The organism is Neorhizobium sp. R1-B, assembly GCF_004368875.1.
In the GTDB taxonomy this organism is placed as follows: Bacteria; Pseudomonadota; Alphaproteobacteria; order Rhizobiales; family Rhizobiaceae; genus Neorhizobium; species Neorhizobium huautlense.
The window spans coordinates 1-17,444 of record NZ_SOEM01000019.1; the positions used below are offsets into that span (position 1 = coordinate 1).

The following is a 17,444-nucleotide window of genomic DNA, read 5'->3' on the forward strand; positions in this document are numbered from 1 at the left end:
TCTACATCGCAGCCCTGCCGGCAATCCGCTTCGATCCCGGCATCAGAGCTTTCTTCGAAAAGCTGAAATCGAAAGGAAAACCCGGCAAAGTCGCGCTCGTCGCCGTCATGCGAAAGATGATCATCATCCTCAACGCAAGAATGCGGGAACACCACGCTAACGCGATTGACACCTAACACCGTTGCTTCTTTTTTTGCCTGGAACGGATCCTCGTCAGCCGGAGGATGCGCCGGTGAAAACCGCCAGCTGAGCGTCGAAAGCACGCCTGTAGGCGGGCCGCGCTTCACCGCGCGCCACATAGGCGGAGAGGTTTGGATATTCCTGCAGTATATCCGATCCCTTCAGCCTGAGCAGCACTGATACCATCAGCAGGTCGCCGGCGCTGAAGGCGCCATCGAGCCACTCGGCATCGCCAAGGCGGCCGGAAAGTCCGTCGAGCCGGTCGCGGATGCTTTCCCCGAGGACGCGCAGGCGCTGCTCGTACCAAGGCTGGTCGCGCTCGAGGATTGTCGCGAGAGCGCGTTCGAAGATCGGCGGCTCTACAGTGTTGAGCGCTGCAAACATCCATGTGATGGCGCGCGCCCGCGCATTGGCATCGTCCGGCAGCAGGCCCGCATGGCGCTCGGCGATATGGAAGACGATCGCCCCCGACTCGAACAGGGCGAGATCACCTTCCTCATAGGTCGGTATCTGTCCGAAAGGATGAAGCGCGAGATGCGCCGGCTCCTTCATCGCCTTGAACGAAAGAAGACGAACGTCGTAGGGCTGGCCCACTTCTTCCAGCGCCCAGCGGACGCGCATGTCACGCGCCAGCCCCTTGCCTCGATCGGGCGACCGCTCAAAGGCGGTAATGGTAATCGTCATTTGTGCTCTCCCTAGCCTGTCTCCCTTGAAGACGACCGGCCAAACGGGGTTCCGACACGAATGGCCGAGATAATCTCCGCGTCCACTCTCGCACGGAGAACTTCGCCTCATGGATGCCGCGACCCTAAACCATTTGATTGAGTTGACTTGCAATCCCCCTGATGACCTCCTGTCGCGGCAGGAAGAGACTGGTTCCGACTCGGGCGAGATTCCGATCTCTTTTCGATGAAGCCGGCTGGTCTTGCGTATGGTGGGGACTCGCGTCTCGGCGGACCAGCGCGAGCCCCCGTCCTTCCGAAGGCGAAAGCCTATCCCGATTGGCGGCCCTAAGACCTGCGCTTTACCGGCAGCGCATGTTTCCAGGCCGTCTCCAGCGCATTGAGAAGATCGGCCTCGTTCAGTTCGGAAAGAATGGCCGTCGTCCAGCCCTGCCGCCCCCAGGCGTTGCCGACGGGAGAAAAGGCGGTTGGCAGGACCGTGCATTTCAGGCTTTGTTCGTCAGGTTTGAACTTGAAATTCGCCGTCAGGCCGTCTCCGGCGAGCGTCACGTAGATGCGTGCCACCTTGAAGGCCGCCCTGTCGAAATGTGGCGCCTCGACGGTTCCATCGAGAGAAAGGGCAAGGCGGCGGAGCATCTCGGCGTCTGCCATGGCAGTATCAGCTGCAGAAGCGCCGGCCGCTCTTGCGCGAGCGGAGATCGAAGTGGAAATGGTTCCAGTGTTCGGCATTGCTGCCGGGACCGAGAACCGTGCTGAAATATTTGCAGCTGTCGCTACGTACCGATTTCAGCAACCCGCCTTCGCGGAAGGAGAAAAGCCCCTTCTTCCGCACATCGATTTCGTGGCCGTTCTTCAGCACGATCTGGCCAATGTCGATGGCATTGCCGCGCGCATGTTCCGACATCGGGTTGTAGCGCTGGCGGCTGTTGTTCATACGACGGCAGGAATAACCTCCCATGGGCACGATTTTGCGCACACCCGTCAGGTAACGAGTGCGAGCCGAAACGGCGAGCTCGTTCTTCACCCATTTCGCAAAGGCAAGCGTCGTCTGGCAGTTCAGGGTAACGGCGGGTTTTACGTCGATATTGCCGGACAGTCCGGCAAGCTTGACAGGGTAGTTGATGCCGCAGCTCGGGCCGTTGGAAATGCGCGGCAGGTCGTTGAATTCCACGCCAAGGCGGCGCAGCTCCGTCCGGCAGCTGACTTCCGACTGCGGCATGGCGCCTCTGAGCCACGGCTGATCGCGCTGGCTCATCGGCCCGCTGTCGTTCATCGGGTTGTTGGGGCGCAGCATCGCCACTTCCTGGGTATCGGCGGCGGGCGCGCGGCTTGGCGGAACGATGCGGGATCCGTCGCCCCAGACCATGCCGCCGTTTGCGCCATCTCTCTGCAGTCCGGCCCCCTGGCGCTTCGGCGGAACGACGACACGATCATCCGACATCGGCTGGGAGATCGGCTGGCGGCGCGGCTGCAACGCCACCGGCTCGTCAGTGCCGATCCCGTCGACCACGGGCTGATCGCCGACGCCTTCGGCGATGTCGGTATCCTGTTCTTCGGCAAGGCCGGTGATATCGCTTTCGTCCGGTCCAAAACCCAGTTCGGCGTCCATGTTGACGCCTTCTTCCGGAATGACGTTCGACCCGCCGGACGGATAGGTGTTTTGCGCGGCGGATGCCTGCTGCAATGCCTCATCGCTGTCGATCATCGGCAAACGGCCCTGCCGCGGCGGAGAGCCGCTATGAGAGCCTGACCATGCCGGATTGAGAGGCGCCGACTGCACCTGGTCAGGCACCCGCAGATAATTGCCGCTGTCGCCGGTATAAGCATCCCCCGGCCCGGATGCACCGCGCGACGAATATCCGTAATCGACGGAACTGACCTGCGAAACCGGCGCCCGGCTCATCTGGTAGGCCTGCTGCGACATCGGCTCGGGCGGAAGGGATCGCGTCGGCTGGATCGCGCCGACGCTGGTAGCGCTGTCGATCGATGCCGGCGGCACTAGATCCCCGGAGGAACAGGCGACCAGCATCGACGACATCATCAGCGAGGTTACGACCCGCCGGGAAAGGGAAGCATACGCCATACCAGTTGCCACTCTTCCGGTGCCGAAATGACACACATGACGAGTTTAGGCAGTGTCGGTAAACGAAGGCTTGAGAGATCAAGGCCTTTTCAAGGCTTTTAACGGTCGGAGCGGTTCTCGGCCACCGTCTGAATGATGACCTTCCTGTCGGCAGGCGGCGCTCACCGTTTGATCGGCGTCAAAAAGCCGCCGGACTTTCATCCGGCGGCTCGGTTGATGATGGCGCGGCTGTCAGGCAGCGCGATAACGGGTGGTCGAGCCGTAGGCAGCGCCCCGACCGGCATTGTTGTCCAGCGTGAAGGCCGCGAGCAGATCCTGCAGGTGAAGGCTCTGGTCCGCAAGCGTCTGGCTCGCCGCCGTGGTCTCTTCCACCATGGCCGCATTCTGCTGGGTCATCTGGTCCATATGGTTGACGGAGGAATTGATCTCCTGCAGCCCGGTCGCCTGTTCGCGGGCGGCGGTGGCGATCGTGTCGACATGCGCGTTGACGCGCTCGACAAGCGTGGCGATCTCGACCAGCGCGTCGCCGGTCGAGCGCACCAGCGAAACACCGCCTTCGACCTCGCGTGCCGAATTGCTGATCAGCGTCTTGATCTCCTTCGCCGCATTTGCGGAGCGTTGCGCAAGCTCGCGCACTTCCTGGGCAACGACTGCAAAGCCCCTGCCCGCTTCCCCCGCACGCGCCGCCTCAACGCCGGCGTTCAGCGCCAGCAGGTTGGTCTGGAAGGCAATCTCGTCGATGACAGAGATGATCTGGTTGATACGGTTCGAGGATTCCTCGATACGGCCCATGGCGTCGATCGCGTTGCGGACGATCTGGCCCGAACGGCCGGCGCTTTCCTTCGTCTCGCTCACCATCTCGCGCGCCTCGTGCGCACGTTCCGATGCGGTACGCACCGTTGCGGTGATCTCGTCGAGCGCGGCGGCGGTTTCCTCAAGGGCCGCTGCCTGCTGTTCGGTGCGCTTGGAGAGATTGCCGGTGGCGCTCGAGATATCGGCCGCACTGTCGCGCACCACGAGGCTCGTCTCGGTGATCGCGCCGATCGCACGGTGCAGCGAGCCCACGGCGGCGTTGAAGTCGTCGCGAAGCTTTGCGTAGTCTTCGCCGATATCGCCGAGCGATACGGAAAGATCGCCGCCGGCTAGGCTTTCCAGGGCACGGCCGAGTTCGCCCATGGCACGCGCCTGACGCTCGGCCGAAGCCGAAAGCACACGCTCCCTGCCGGACCGCTCCTCGGCAAGCGCACGGCTCTGGTCTGCTTCGCGAGCCTGCAGCTGGCTGCGCTCCTCGACCGAGTTTCTGAGAACCACGACGGCGCGAGCGATGTCGCCGATTTCGTTCTTCTGTTCGGTACAGGGAACGGAGACGCCCACCTCGCCGGCCGCGATCGACTGCAGCACCTGCTTGACCTGGCCGATCGGCCTGGTGACGCTTCTGACCACGAAAGCTGCGCCGCCGATCAGGACCAATGCGCCGACGGCGAAGATCGCGCCGAAATTGATCGCGTCACGGCGGAACATGGCGTGCAGATCGTCCACATAAACGCCGGTACCGATGATCCAGCCCCAGGGCGCGAAGCCGGCCACGTGCGAATATTTCTCCTGCGGCTGCTCAAAGCCCGGCTTCGGCCAATAGTAGTCCACGAAACCCTTGCCCTGGGCCTTCACCGTGTTGGCGAACTCGACAAACAGGAACTTGCCGTTCGGGTCTTTGTCGCCGGTAAGATCCTTGCCGTTCATTTCCGGCTTGATCGGATGCATCACCATGCGCGGCGTCATGTCGTTGATCCAGAAATAGCCGGTCCCTTCGCCGTAACGCATGCCGGCGATGATGGCCTTGGCTTCGGTCTGGGCCTGCTCGCGTGTCATCGTGCCGGCGGCTTCCAGCCCCTGATATTTCTTCAGCACCGTGAGCGCGGCATCGTTCATCTGCGCAAGGCCCGCCTTGCGCTCCCGCTCCGACGAGGCATAGCTCTGGAACAGGCTGAATGTCATCGCCCCCCCGAGGATGACAAGCGACAACAGCACAAGACAGTAAAGCCGCCAGGAAATTGTAAGACGTTGCATGAGGTCCCCCTCCATTTGAAGTTCGTCAAATTCTAATGACCACTGGTTACTAGGGGGTGAAGGACGGGAAACCTTGCCGAGGGCGCGAATTGAGGAGCCGATAATTGCCTGCTGAACCGGATAGGCTTCCGGCCGCATCCGCCCTAATCTCTGCATGGAGGAATCAGAACGGACAAGAAAGGGAACAACAATCATGACCGACAATGCCAGGCCCACCGGGGAGCTGACGCTCCGCACTCTCGCCATGCCTGCGGACGCCAATGCGGCGGGGGATATCTTCGGCGGCTGGGTCATGGCGCAGATGGACTTGGCGAGCGGCATCCGCGCGGCCGAGCGCGCCCGCGGCAGGGTCGTGACTGCGGCGGTGAAGGAGATGGCGTTCCAGCTGCCGGTGAAGATCGGCGACACGCTCAACGTCTATACCGAGATCACCCGCGTCGGCCGCACATCGATTACGCTGAATGTCGAGGCATGGGCGCACAGGGCGCGCTATCGATTCCTGGAAAAGGTGACGGCCGGCACCTTCATCATGGTGGCGCTCGACGAAGACGGCAAACCGACGCCGGTTCCTGAGGAGGAATAAGCCATGGATGCCGCGACCACTGCCGAAACCTTCACGCATATCCGCGTGGTGATGGGCATGGTGGTCAGCCTTGGCCTGGCACGGCTGCTGAACGGTCTCGCCGGCATCGTGCAACATCCGAAAGCCGCCCGCGTCTACCTCATCCATCTCGGATGGGTGGCGTTCATGTTCCTCTTTCTGGTCCATTTCTGGTGGTGGGAACACCGGCTGCACGCCCTGCCCGTGATCGGCTTCGCGGCCTATCTGTTCCTGATCGGCTTCTGTGCGCTCTTCTTCTTCCTCTGTGCGCTACTCTTCCCCACCTCCATGCAGGACTATGACAGCTACGAAGACTATTTTCTTTCGCGGCGGAAATGGTTCTTCGGTTTCCTCGCCGGGTTGCTGATCACCGATATCGTCGACACCCTGATCAAGGGCCGCGACTATTTCCTGTCGCTCGGCTTCGAATATCCGGCACGCACCGCGCTCTATGTGGCGTTGAGTGCGATCGCGATCGCCACCGCGAACCGCCGTTTCCACGCGGCCTTCGTGGCGTTCGCGCTCGCCTACCAGCTCTACTGGATCTTCCGGGTCTACGATCTCCTCACCTGAGGGAGATCACCCTTTGAGATAGATCGAGGACCGGTCGAAGGCGAGGCCGGGAAAGACCTTGCCGGTCAGATTGTCCGGATCGATGCCGAACTGCCTGTAGAGCATGGCGGCGGCTATCTCCCGCACGTCGCCGGTCGGCATCAGGTCGCGCCGGTCGAGCAGATGATCGTCGCCAAGGCCCGGCCATTGGCCAAGAACCTTACCGCCCGAGATGGCGCCGCCGGCCAGCACCGCAAGCCCGCCGGTGCCGTGATCGGTGCCGTTGGTGCCGTTTTCGCGCACCGTGCGGCCGAATTCGGTGATCGCCAGCACGACCGTCTTTCCCCATGCCTCGTCGCCCAAAGAGGCTTTCAGCGTGGTTATCGCGGTCGAGAGATCGCCGGCGGCTTTTCTAAATTGCGCCTTCTGGCCGACATGGGTGTCCCAGCCGTTGATCGAGAAGCTGGCGATCCGGTAGTCCTCGCGAAGCATGCCGCCGGCAAGTCGAGCCATTTCGGCAATCCCTGACCCGCGCTTGGCGTCGCCATAAAGGGCATCCGCCGACATGTCGGTCTTCTTTGCCTCCTGCATCGCCCTGGCGAAGGCCTCGTCCCCTTCATAGAGGCGATCGAGAAAGGCGATCTCGTCTTCGGCAAGTGCGAAATTGCTCTGGGTCGACCAGGAGTCCACGTCGCTCGGACCGCTCAGGATGAGCTCCATCGAAGTGTTGATGTCGATCGCCTTGCGGGCGTCGGAGCGGGGGATCGCAGAAAGCGCGCGGTTCAGCCATCCGGTCCGCTCCGCCTTGTCGCTGCCGCCGGTCTCCAGCATGTCCTGCCCGTCGAAATGGCTGCGCTGGTCCCGATAGGGCGTCGAGACCGCGTGAACGAAAGACAGTTCCCCCGCCTGCCAGAGCGGCATCAGCGCGGAGGCGGCCGGGTTGAGGCCGAAGAAACCGTCGAGATCGAGAAGGCCGGTCTGGGGTGTCAGGCCGAGCTTCGGCCTCAGTGTCGCAAAAGCGGGATCGCCGTAGGGCTGCACGAGATCGAGCCCGTCCATTGCACCTCGCAGGACGATCGTCACGAACCGGTTGTCGCCCGGCGTGGCGGCCAGGGTAACCGGGGTCAGGATGGGCGCGGCGGCGGCGCAGCAGGCGCCTGCGAGAAAACCGCGCCGCGACAACAGGAAATTCTGCTGCAAGGTCATTTTCATCTCCTGTTGAATTCGGGTGAGGCGAGAACCATGGTGATGCCGTGCACCTTGTTCGGCGCCTGCGAGACGATCCTCTGGGTTTCGGGGCGGACGGCATCTCCCAGCGCGGCGGCGAGAAATTCGGACGGCTCCATCTTCTGCCCGAGGATCCGGGCGACCATCCGCGACCAGGTGATCCGCTCGCTCAGCTGGCTCGGTGACAGCCACACGCCGGCCTCGTCGGCAAAGCCCGCCGGGCTCGGCGGCTGCCAGACCGGCTGACCCATGCGCTGCAGCGCGCCGAACGTCAGCGCGTTTGCCCGCCCCGCTTTTCGCTTTGCGTTCTCCTTCGCCCTCACCCCCGCCATCTCCATGGCTTTTTCCACCGGCCCCTCGTCCTCGCCCTCCATATCGCGCAGAAGTTCGGCAAAATTCTTTTCCGGCAGGTCGAACGCCCGGAAACCGGAGACGAGAAACTCGAAGGGCTGCTTGATCTTCTGCCCGGGATCCGACCAGGCGCGCGGATGGGTCAGCATGGCGCGATAGACTTCGGTCAGGTTGCCCTGGCTCTTCGTCCAGGCGTCCACCATGGACGAGACCACCTCTTCCGGTGGATCGTCGGCGATGAAGTGGCGGGCAAGCTTGCGGGAGACGTGCAGGGCGGTCTTCGGATTGGCAGCGAGGTCTTCCAGCATCAGGATATGATCCTGACCGTCGCCTTCATCGTCTTCGTAGGAACGGCCGAGAAGCGAAACAGGGCCGGCTTCAGCCAGCCGCGGACGATAGACGACTTCCAGAGCCCGATTGTCGACCGAAAGGCCGGTGAGGATCAGCGCGGCAGCGCGAACGTCGTCCTGGGTATAGCCACTGCCGGCGCCGAGCGTGTGGAGTTCGAGCAGCTCGCGCCCCAGATTCTCGTTGAGCCCGCGGCTGTTCTTGCGGCCGGCGACCGAATCCGGCCCGACGCTCTGGTTCTGGTCGAGATAGATCAGCATTGCCGGATGCAGGATCGCGGCCTGGAGTAGCCCTGAGAAGGAACCGCCGATATTCGGACGGATCGACTGCGCCTCGTAAAGCGGCACGATCATGCGCATCGGCAGCGACTTCAGGACGCTCGTGGAGAAATGATCCACCCAGAAGGTCGCAAGCCTTTCATAAAATCCGAGCGGGGAATGGATGGCCTGGGCAATGCGGCCCATGGCGTCCTGTCGATAGATGCGTTGGGCCTGGCGCTGCGTCTCCTTGCGCAGATCCGCATTCGGATTCCCGGCCTTGGCGGCCTTCGCCTCCGCCGCCCTGACCGAAAGCACCCGGGTAGCGGTCTCGATCCGCCCCGTCAGCCCCTCGCGGGGGAAACGCGGCTTTTCCGCCACGCCTTCCTCGATCTGTGCCAGCAGCGCATCGGCGTCGGCGGGCAGTTCTTCCCCCGGGCGAAGACCATAACCGAAGCGGATGGCGGCCAAGGTCGGGATAGAAGGATTCATTCGATCATTTCCTCGTTGGACCATGATCAGGGTCCCCGACAATTGTGGTGGAAAGGTTCATAAATTGCGGCCATTTCGCGACATGGAGAATTTGTAATGCTGCGGACGGCATGTCGCCTTCAAACATCTACAACCCCCAACTCCCCTTTTGGTTGCAGGCGGTGCGTTTTCAATCGGCAATACCTGTGGTCTTATGTATTTCTCGGGGGAACTTGAATGATACGAAGAACTTGTCGTGCCGTTGTGATGATGACTGCAGCAACGGTTGCGCTTACTGGCTGCACTCCATCGATCGCCGGAGGCCCAAACCTCGCGCAACACAACAGGGTCACCGCAACTTATTTCGCTGGCGGCTACGCGCCGTCGCGCCTGGCGGCCTATCATTCCGCTGGTGATTTCGACAAAAAGGCGCTTCGCAATTCGATCGTCCTCAGCGCCATGGGTTCGATCGATGTGGAGTATGCGCGCTTCTCTTCCGAACTGACGCAGGAAGGCCAGGGCGTTCCCTTCGCCGCGACCATTGCCAGCCTGTCACTGAGTGGTGCGGGAACCCTCGCTGCAGCAAAGGCCACCAAGACCGCGCTGGCTGCCGTGGACACCGGCCTCAAGGGCGCGCATGCCGCCTATGACAAGAGCATCCTCTCGGAGAAGACGATCCAGTTCCTGCAGAAGCAGATGCGCGCCAACCGGAACCGGGTGCGCTCGTCGATCATCGACAAGCTGCAGCTGGATACTGCGGCCTATCCGCTCGAACTTGCGCTGATGGATGTCAATGACTACGCCTCGGCGGGTACGATTACTGCGGGATTGATCGGTATCGACGAGCAGACCTCGCAGGTTCTGGCCCTCACCGAGGCCACCAGGACCGAGGCCATCTACCCCTATGCCGCAGATGACGCGAGCGCCCTCATCAACAGCTATATCGACCGCAATCCTGACGACGCCCCCCGGACGCTCAAGAACTGGGTCGCCCGACACAACATAGCCAGGGTGACGGATTTCCTGAACGACGCGCGTTTTGCCGCGGCGCGCCGCCAGTTCGTCCGCGAATACGGGCTGAAAGCACCGGGCTGAGTCTTGGCTATCTCGAATGCCGCCCTCAACCGATTCCTGGGAGGAGAATCAGATGATAACGATCACGGGCGTGCCAGAACGGGAGCTGCCCAACGTCCTCCGCAGCATTTCGATCGACGGCCTGACCGTCATCTCGATCGAAAAGACCGCGGACGGCACCTACACCATCATCTATGGTCCGGACGCAGCTGCGACCCCATCCAATCCCACGGGGTCACCTCGCCAGGGAGCCGGGGCCAGGGGGATGAAGAAATAACCTGTTCGCTATCGGGAAGGACGATCCGGCGTAGAGCCCGGGCTGAGCGGCTTCAACTTAATTTCGGCCCGTCATCGAGCGCGTTTGCTGTACCCGACCTGCTCCGAGCGGGTACAGCATTTCGACCTAAACCTTAGACCTGCCGCAAGCCGCCGTCGACGCAGAGTTCGGCACCAGCGATGTAACTCGCGTCATCGCTCAACAGGAACAAGGCGGCCGCAGCCACTTCTGAAGGCCGCGCCATTCGCCCCATCGGGATGGGAGCGACAATGGCCGCACGCATGTCTTCCTGAACCGAAGCCATCATCTCCGTATCGGTTGGACCGGGTGCGACGACGTTGACGCGTATACCTCTGGGTGCGAGTTCCCCCGTCCAGGTTCGGGCATAGGAGCGCACGGCTGCCTTGGTAGCGCAATAGGTTCCGTATGACGCGTAGCCCGCGCTACCGGCGATGGAGCCGACGAGGACGACCGACCCACCTTCCGTCATAACGGGTAGCGCCGCCTGCAAGCCGAAAACCATTCCGCGGACGTTGACGTCGAAGTGGCGGTCGAAATGTTCAGGCGTTATGTCGGCAATCTGGGCAGGCTCGGAGAGGCCTGCATTCAGGACAAGCGCGTCGATACGCCCACAGGCTTGGCGCACCTGTTCGACGGTCTTCACCATATCTTCAGGCACACTGGCATCGGCGGCAATGCCAACCGCGTCATTGCCGATGCCCTTGGCCGCCTTCTCAGCATCGCCGCTTCTGCGACTGGTTATGAAGACCTTTGCCCCTTCAGCCGAAAGCCGCTCTGCAATTGCCAAGCCGATACCCTTCGCGCCCCCGACGACGAGGGCAACCTTGTTACTCATTCGAGCCATCGTAAATCCTTTCAAGTGATGGTCTCGCCATGATATACGTCAGATATCTGGTATCAATTACGCACCTTAAGTAGCCTAGATATGGACGAGTATACCGACCTGGAAGCACTTTCTCACCGCGCCTTGTGCGACATGGCGCAGGTTCGCCCCGTGCTCGACAAGATCGCTGACAAATGGACGATCCTGATCCTGACAGTGATCTGTCCCAAACCCTCGCGCTTCAACGAGATCAAACGGCGTCTCGACGGGATCACGCACAAGGCTCTTGCCGACGCTTTGAAGAGGCTTGAGCGGAACGGTCTTGTGACGAGAACCGTACTGCCAACGCAGCCGATCGGCGTGGAGTATGCAATTACTCCACTGGGTCATTCACTGCGGGAGCCGTTTGAAGCACTATGTTCATGGGCAGCCGCCAATGGCGACAAGGTCGAGGCAGCCACGCTGCGCTATGACAACACGGGAAATCGTCGCTGACGATGTTGCTATGACCTCATCTGGCGCGCGATTCAGCCACGATCTGCCGGCCGGCGGTACCGCTATCGAATTCCGTAGGAACGTCCAAATTCGTCGGTCGGGATTGCACCGATATGCCGGGCATCGGGAGATTCCTTTTTAAATGCGGGAACACTGATAAGTTTTATCGGGTTGGGGGTTACGGATCGCCTTTAAAGGAATCTTATAGGTGATCGGTGATCTTGCGATGTTGCCTGCGATTATCCGACGGAGCTTATGGAAGAGGATCTGAAAAACGACGGGGCTGACCGGTCTCTGGACATGGACGTCCGGCGGGCCCAGGCTTTCACGATCCTCGAGCGCCTGCGCTCGACACTCACGACCAATGCCGTGATCTCCGCTTCCGCGCTGTTCGTCTCGACACTCGGCCATGGTCTGGTGTTTTCCACAACCGTGTGGTTCGCCTCCGTCATCGGCGGGCTCTTCCTGCGCGCATTCCTGGGAGCGATCCTCAAACGTTGGCAGACGGCCGAACACGACCCCCAGCAGGCGCTCGACGTGCTGACGGTGGGGGCGCTGACTAGCGGCACCACCTGGGCCATGCTTCCGCTTTCGGTGCCCGACTTCAATCCCGTGGGCGGGGATAGCGGGCTCTATCTCATCATGTGCGGCATGGCGACCGGTGCCGTCATGATGGGCGTGGGATATAGTCCTGTATCGCTGGCATTCGCTTTGCCTCCCCTCGCCGCCGTCGTAATGTCGCTTGCAGCCCACGGCGATGCGAGCGGCTGGCTGGTTGCCCTCAACGTCGTGGCGCTGACGTTGGTTCTGATCCGCAGCAGCCGCATGAGCCAGGCCATCTTCGTCGATAACGTACGGGCCAAGCTCAAGGCGACGGCCCTGGCCGACTCCCTCTCCTCCGCCAATTCGGACATCCTGCGCGCCAATTACCGGCTGGAGGTGCTTGCCAATTGCGACCCCCTCACCGGCCTTGCCAATCGCGCCGCCTTCAACGCAGCCCTTTCCAACGGAATCTCCTCGGCGGCCGAAGACGGCACCCAGCTTGCTCTCCTCATTCTCGATCTTGACCGCTTCAAGTCCATCAACGATACGCTCGGCCATAGCGCCGGCGATACGCTGCTTGTGGAAGTGAGCGACCGGCTACGTTCGACGATCGACGGCAAAAGCATCATCGCGCGGCTCGGCGGCGACGAATTCGCCATGATCATCGGCGGAGCGGACGCAGCCGCCCAGGCGCGCGGCCAGGCGGAACGAATTTTGGAGCGGAGCCGTCAGCCTGTCATGCTCGACGGAAAGGCGACCGTCGTCGGCACCTCGATCGGCCTCGCCGTCTTTCCCGATCATGCAGACACAGCCGAGGATCTGTTCATCTGCGCAGACATGGCCCTCTATCGGGCAAAGGACGGGGGACGCCGCCAATGGCGTGAATTCGAACCCACCTTCCGCTCGCAGGCCGACCGCCAGCACCAGATCGAACAGGAACTCCGCGAGGCGCTGGCGAGCGGCGACATCCACGCCTGGTTCCAGCCGCAGGTCAACCTCGCATCCCAGGAGATTACCGGTTTCGAGGCGCTGGTGCGCTGGCACCACCCCTATCTCGGGCCGATCGCGCCGCCGGAGATCGTTCATGCGGCGCAGGCCACCAACCTCTGCGACAAGCTCACCGCCGCGGTTGCCGGGGCGGCCTGCCGGCTGCTGAACAGCCTGCCGGCGCTTGGCCTGCCGAAAGCCACGGTGGCGATCAACGTCTCGCCGCGCGAATTTGACCTCTACAGCGTCGCAGACGTGCTGGACCGCATCACCACGGCGCACCGGATCGACCCGACCCTGTTCGAGATCGAGATCACCGAGGAGGCGATTCTCGACACCCTGGTCGCCGGCGAGCAGCTGAAACGGATCGAGCGCTCCGGCTACAAGCTGGCGGTCGACGATTTCGGCGCCGGCCATTCCTCGCTCGCCTATCTGGTGCAGCTCAAGGTCGACCGGCTGAAGCTCGACCGCCGCTTCGTCACCGGCATTCACCGGAGCCGCCAGAACCAGGAGATCGTCGGTGCCATGATCGGGCTCGGCCGGGCGCTGTCCATGGACGTGGTGATCGAGGGCGTCGAAACCGAGGAGGAGGCGGATGCCCTGAAATGCCTCGGCTGCTCCTGCGCCCAGGGCTATTTCTTCGGCCGGCCGATGCCTGCCGACCGGATCGCCGGCTGGATCGAAAGACGACGCACGCTCGGCAACCGCGCCGTCGCCTGAAGGCCGCACCGTTTCCCTTTTGTACTCGTTTTGTGGCCGCGCCCCCTTTTCTTCGGCGCGATTCCTCTCCATATTCGCCGCATGGCCAGATCCCCGAAAAAGTCGCCCGCCTCGCCCCGTGAAAACAACGCAGGTTTCGAGGAAGCCCCGCACTCGTCCTTCGAAGGCGCTCCGCTGTCCGGCAGCGTTTCCGACTGGGTGAAGCAGCTCGAGGCGGAGGCGGAGGCCTCCTCCGTCGAAACGCAGCGCGAGATCGCCTCAAAGGCCGGCAAGCACCGCAAGAAGATCGAAATCGCGGCCCGCGAGGAAGCCATCCGGCAGGCCGCCAAAGACGCGCCGAAAACAGCCAAAAACACCACCGCGTCGAAGACCGCCCGCGGCGTGTCGATCGGCGCCTCCTCCGATCCGAAGACCCGCGCCGCAGCCGGCCTCAATCCGGTCGCAGGCCTTGACGTGTCGCTGGAGGAGGCCAGGAACTTGGCTCCGGGCGCCGTCACCGCCACGGTTGAGGCGCTGTCGAAGCTGATCGAGAGCGGCAATCCGCTGTTCAAGGACGGCAAGATGTGGACGCCGCACCGCCCTGCCCGGCCGGAAAAGTCCGAAGGCGGCATTCCGATCCGCATGGCGTCGGAATACCAGCCCGCCGGCGACCAGCCGACCGCCATCCGCGATCTCGTCGAGGGCATATCGTCGGGCGAGCGGTCCCAGGTGCTGCTCGGCGTCACCGGCTCGGGCAAGACCTTCACCATGGCCAAGGTGATCGAGGAAACCCAGCGCCCCGCCGTCATCCTGGCGCCCAACAAGACGCTCGCGGCGCAGCTCTATTCGGAGTTCAAGAACTTCTTCCCCGACAATGCGGTGGAATATTTCGTCTCCTATTACGACTATTACCAGCCGGAGGCCTACGTCCCCCGCTCCGACACCTATATCGAGAAGGAATCGTCGATCAACGAGCAGATCGACCGGATGCGCCACGCGGCCACCCGCGCCATCCTGGAGCGCGACGACTGCATCATCGTCGCCTCGGTCTCCTGCATCTACGGTATCGGCTCGGTCGAGACCTATACGGCGATGACCTTCCAGATGTCGGTCGGCGACCGGCTCGACCAGCGCCAGCTCCTGGCCGACCTCGTCGCCCAGCAATACAAGCGCCGCGACATGGATTTCCAGCGCGGTTCGTTCCGCGTCCGCGGCGATACGATCGAAATCTTCCCGGCCCACCTGGAGGATGCGGCCTGGCGCATCTCGATGTTCGGCGACGAGATCGACGCGATCACCGAATTCGACCCGCTGACCGGCCAGAAGACCGGCGACCTGAAATCGGTAAAGATCTACGCCAATTCGCACTACGTCACCCCGCGCCCCACCCTCAACGCCGCGATCAAGTCGATCAAGGAGGAGCTGAAGCACCGGCTCGCCGAGCTCGAAGCCGCCGGCCGGCTGCTGGAGGCCCAGCGGCTGGAACAGCGCACCCGCTACGATGTCGAGATGATGGAGGCGACCGGCTCCTGCGCCGGCATCGAGAACTATTCGCGCTATCTCACCGGCCGCCGCCCCGGCGAGCCGCCGCCGACCCTGTTCGAATACATCCCGGACAATGCGCTGATCTTCATCGACGAAAGCCATGTCACCATTCCGCAGATCGGCGGCATGTATCGCGGCGACTTCCGCCGCAAGGCGACGCTTGCCGAATACGGTTTCCGCCTGCCGTCCTGCATGGACAACCGGCCGCTGCGCTTCGAGGAATGGGACGCGATGCGCCCGCCGACCGTCGCCGTCTCGGCCACCCCCGGCGCCTGGGAGATGGAACAGGCCGGCGGCGTCTTCGCCGAACAGGTGATCCGCCCGACCGGCCTCATCGATCCGCCCGTCGAGGTTCGCCCGGCCCGCAGCCAGGTGGACGACGTGCTCGGCGAGATCCGCGAGACGGCCGCCAAGGGGTATCGCACGCTCTGCACCGTGCTCACCAAGCGCATGGCGGAAGACCTCACCGAATACCTGCACGAACAGGGCGTTCGGGTCCGCTACATGCATTCCGACATCGACACGCTGGAGCGCATCGAGATCATCCGGGATCTGCGCCTCGGCGCCTTCGACGTGCTGGTTGGTATCAACCTGCTCCGCGAGGGCCTCGATATCCCCGAATGCGGCTTCGTCGCCATTCTCGACGCCGACAAGGAAGGGTTCCTCCGCTCCGAAACCTCGCTCATCCAGACCATCGGCCGCGCCGCGCGAAACGTCGACGGCAAGGTCATCCTCTATGCCGACAAGGTCACCGGCTCGATGCAGCGGGCGATGGACGAGACCGCCCGCCGCCGCGAAAAGCAGATGGCCTATAACCAGGAACACGGCATCACGCCGGAATCGGTGAAGGCGAGAATTTCCGACATCCTCGATTCCGTCTACGAACGCGACCATGTGCGCGCCGACATTTCCGGCGTCTCCGGCAAGGGCTTTGCCGATGGCGGCCACCTCGTGGGCAACAACCTGCAGGCGCATCTCAACGCGCTCGAAAAGGACATGCGCAACGCCGCCGCCGACCTCGACTTCGAAAAGGCCGCGCGCCTGCGCGACGAGATCAAACGCCTCAAGGCCGCCGAACTGTCGGTCATGGACGATCCGATCGCCCGGGATGAGGCCCGCAGTCAGGAAGGTGGCAAAGGCGGAGCAAGAGGCCGCCGAGAGGCGATCTCCCCCCTTGAGGGGGAGATGGGCGGCAGCCCCTCCCTCTTCGCCAAACCGTCCCTCGACGACATGGGCCGCGACATCGCCGAACCAGCGAAAGCATCGCTCTTCCGGAAAAACACGCTGGACGAAATGACCGTCGGCCGCACGGAAAAACCGGTCGACAAGAGGCGTGGAGCGGCGGAGGCGCGACAGGGATCGGAAGAAGGCAAGGCTCCCGAAAAACCGCAAACCGAACCCGGCAAGCGCTTCTCGCCCCTGCTCGAAGGCCAGCCCGAGCGTGACGACGGCTCGTCATCCTCGGGCGAGCGCTCCTCGGGTTTAACCCGAGGGGAGACCCGAGGACCGCTCGTCAGAGGAAAAGTCGGCGCCGGCTCCTACGAAGATCCCGGCGAGCAGAAGCGCAAGAGCCGCACCAAAGGCAAGACCGGCCGGCCGGGACGGTGAGGCATATGCGACGCTATACCTCTCCCCTGGTGGGAGAGGTTACAAAATCACGATCTTAGCGCAGCTAAGTCGTAGATTTTGTTGGTGAGGGGTAAGCCCTTCGTGGTCGATCTTGATCCCCTCACCTGCGATTTCCAGCCCCTGACGAAAGCTGAGACACTGAAATCGCTTCCGCCCCTCACCCGAAGCTTTCATCGATATGCTGCACTTGCTGCGAGATCACGTTGTCGATCACCACATGCGAAAGCAGCGTCGGACCGACGGCCCAGAGCGCCCGCATATGGTCGGTATCCTCGTGACGCCGATGCGCCTCCTCGCTGGTAAAGGCTTCGGCCAGCAATATCCTGTCCGGATCGTCAGGCATGGGCACCAGCTCGATGTAAAGACAGTCCGGATCGAGCCGGCTCTTCTCCAGATGCTCCCGCGCCGCCTCCAGATATTCCGCCCGCTTTCCGGGCTTGGTGGTGAAGAACCCGACGATGATTTTCATGGCGGTGCTACCTCTCCTTCGTCATCCTCGTCCTCGGACTTGATCCGGGATCAGCCCGAGCA

15 protein-coding genes and 1 pseudogene are annotated in these 17,444 nt (G+C 62.7%); 8 read left to right on the forward strand and 8 right to left on the reverse strand.

Going from position 1 to position 17,444, the window contains the following annotated elements:
- Positions 1–176, forward strand: a pseudogene (locus tag EDE05_RS27330) (IS110 family transposase); the annotation flags it as partial.
- 37 nt (positions 177–213) lie between these two features.
- Here the strand turns inward: EDE05_RS27330 and EDE05_RS20820 are convergent.
- From EDE05_RS20820 to EDE05_RS20835, 4 genes are all read right to left on the reverse strand, one after another.
- Positions 214–864: a glutathione S-transferase family protein gene (locus tag EDE05_RS20820; RefSeq protein WP_112798215.1), complete on the reverse strand. Its 651-nt coding sequence runs from the start codon at positions 862–864 to the stop codon at positions 214–216.
- A 326-nt stretch (positions 865–1,190) separates the two neighbouring features.
- Complete coding sequence (locus EDE05_RS20825) at positions 1,191–1,514, reverse strand: MmcQ/YjbR family DNA-binding protein (protein ID WP_112798217.1); 324 nt, start codon at positions 1,512–1,514, stop codon at positions 1,191–1,193.
- Between the two features lie 7 nt (positions 1,515–1,521).
- Positions 1,522–2,946, reverse strand: coding sequence for an extensin family protein (locus EDE05_RS20830; protein ID WP_132413030.1), 1,425 nt, complete (start codon positions 2,944–2,946; stop codon positions 1,522–1,524).
- A 231-nt stretch (positions 2,947–3,177) separates the two neighbouring features.
- Positions 3,178–5,013 (reverse strand): methyl-accepting chemotaxis protein, encoded by a 1,836-nt coding sequence (locus EDE05_RS20835; protein WP_112798368.1) that lies wholly within the window; start codon positions 5,011–5,013, stop codon positions 3,178–3,180.
- Positions 5,014–5,206: 193 nt separating this feature from the next.
- Here EDE05_RS20835 and EDE05_RS20840 point away from each other — a divergent pair, with 193 nt between their 5' ends.
- A complete protein-coding gene (locus EDE05_RS20840) occupies positions 5,207–5,596 on the forward strand; it encodes an acyl-CoA thioesterase (protein ID WP_105372563.1) in 390 nt (129 codons plus the stop codon).
- A 3-nt stretch (positions 5,597–5,599) separates the two neighbouring features.
- The gene (locus EDE05_RS20845; RefSeq protein ID WP_112798221.1) at positions 5,600–6,187 is read left to right on the forward strand and encodes a hypothetical protein; all 588 of its coding nucleotides are present in this window, start codon (positions 5,600–5,602) and stop codon (positions 6,185–6,187) included.
- Between the two features lie 6 nt (positions 6,188–6,193).
- Here the strand turns inward: EDE05_RS20845 and EDE05_RS20850 are convergent, their stop codons facing one another.
- Both EDE05_RS20850 and EDE05_RS20855 read right to left on the reverse strand, forming a co-directional pair.
- Positions 6,194–7,372 carry a DUF1501 domain-containing protein gene (locus EDE05_RS20850; protein ID WP_112798223.1) on the reverse strand — a complete coding sequence of 393 codons (1,179 nt, stop codon included), beginning with the start codon at positions 7,370–7,372 and terminating at the stop codon, positions 6,194–6,196.
- A 2-nt stretch (positions 7,373–7,374) separates the two neighbouring features.
- On the reverse strand, positions 7,375–8,841 hold the full coding sequence (locus EDE05_RS20855) for a DUF1800 domain-containing protein (RefSeq protein WP_112798225.1): 1,467 nt from the start codon (positions 8,839–8,841) through the stop codon (positions 7,375–7,377).
- Positions 8,842–9,057: 216 nt separating this feature from the next.
- On the opposite strand from EDE05_RS20855, the gene EDE05_RS20860 reads away from it, so the two are divergent.
- Together EDE05_RS20860 and EDE05_RS20865 are read left to right on the forward strand one after the other, a co-directional pair.
- Entirely contained in the window at positions 9,058–9,915 is an 858-nt protein-coding gene (locus EDE05_RS20860) for a hypothetical protein (RefSeq protein ID WP_132413028.1), read from the forward strand.
- Positions 9,916–9,967: 52 nt separating this feature from the next.
- Positions 9,968–10,171 (forward strand): hypothetical protein, encoded by a 204-nt coding sequence (locus EDE05_RS20865; protein ID WP_112798229.1) that lies wholly within the window; start codon positions 9,968–9,970, stop codon positions 10,169–10,171.
- 133 nt (positions 10,172–10,304) lie between these two features.
- On the opposite strand, the gene EDE05_RS20870 is transcribed toward EDE05_RS20865, so the two are convergent.
- Complete coding sequence (locus EDE05_RS20870) at positions 10,305–11,036, reverse strand: SDR family oxidoreductase (RefSeq protein ID WP_112798231.1); 732 nt, start codon at positions 11,034–11,036, stop codon at positions 10,305–10,307.
- A gap of 81 nt (positions 11,037–11,117) precedes the next feature.
- On the opposite strand from EDE05_RS20870, the gene EDE05_RS20875 reads away from it, so the two are divergent.
- From EDE05_RS20875 to uvrB, 3 genes are all read left to right on the forward strand, one after another.
- Entirely contained in the window at positions 11,118–11,510 is a 393-nt protein-coding gene (locus EDE05_RS20875) for a helix-turn-helix domain-containing protein (protein ID WP_132413026.1), read from the forward strand.
- A gap of 255 nt (positions 11,511–11,765) precedes the next feature.
- A complete protein-coding gene (locus tag EDE05_RS20880) occupies positions 11,766–13,760 on the forward strand; it encodes an EAL domain-containing protein (protein ID WP_112798234.1) in 1,995 nt (664 codons plus the stop codon).
- Between the two features lie 81 nt (positions 13,761–13,841).
- A complete protein-coding gene (uvrB, locus tag EDE05_RS20885) occupies positions 13,842–16,892 on the forward strand; it encodes an excinuclease ABC subunit UvrB (RefSeq protein ID WP_132413024.1) in 3,051 nt (1,016 codons plus the stop codon).
- Between the two features lie 178 nt (positions 16,893–17,070).
- Here the strand turns inward: uvrB and EDE05_RS20890 are convergent, their stop codons facing one another.
- Entirely contained in the window at positions 17,071–17,382 is a 312-nt protein-coding gene (locus tag EDE05_RS20890) for an antibiotic biosynthesis monooxygenase family protein (RefSeq protein WP_112798236.1), read from the reverse strand.
- Positions 17,383–17,444 lie beyond the last annotated feature (62 nt).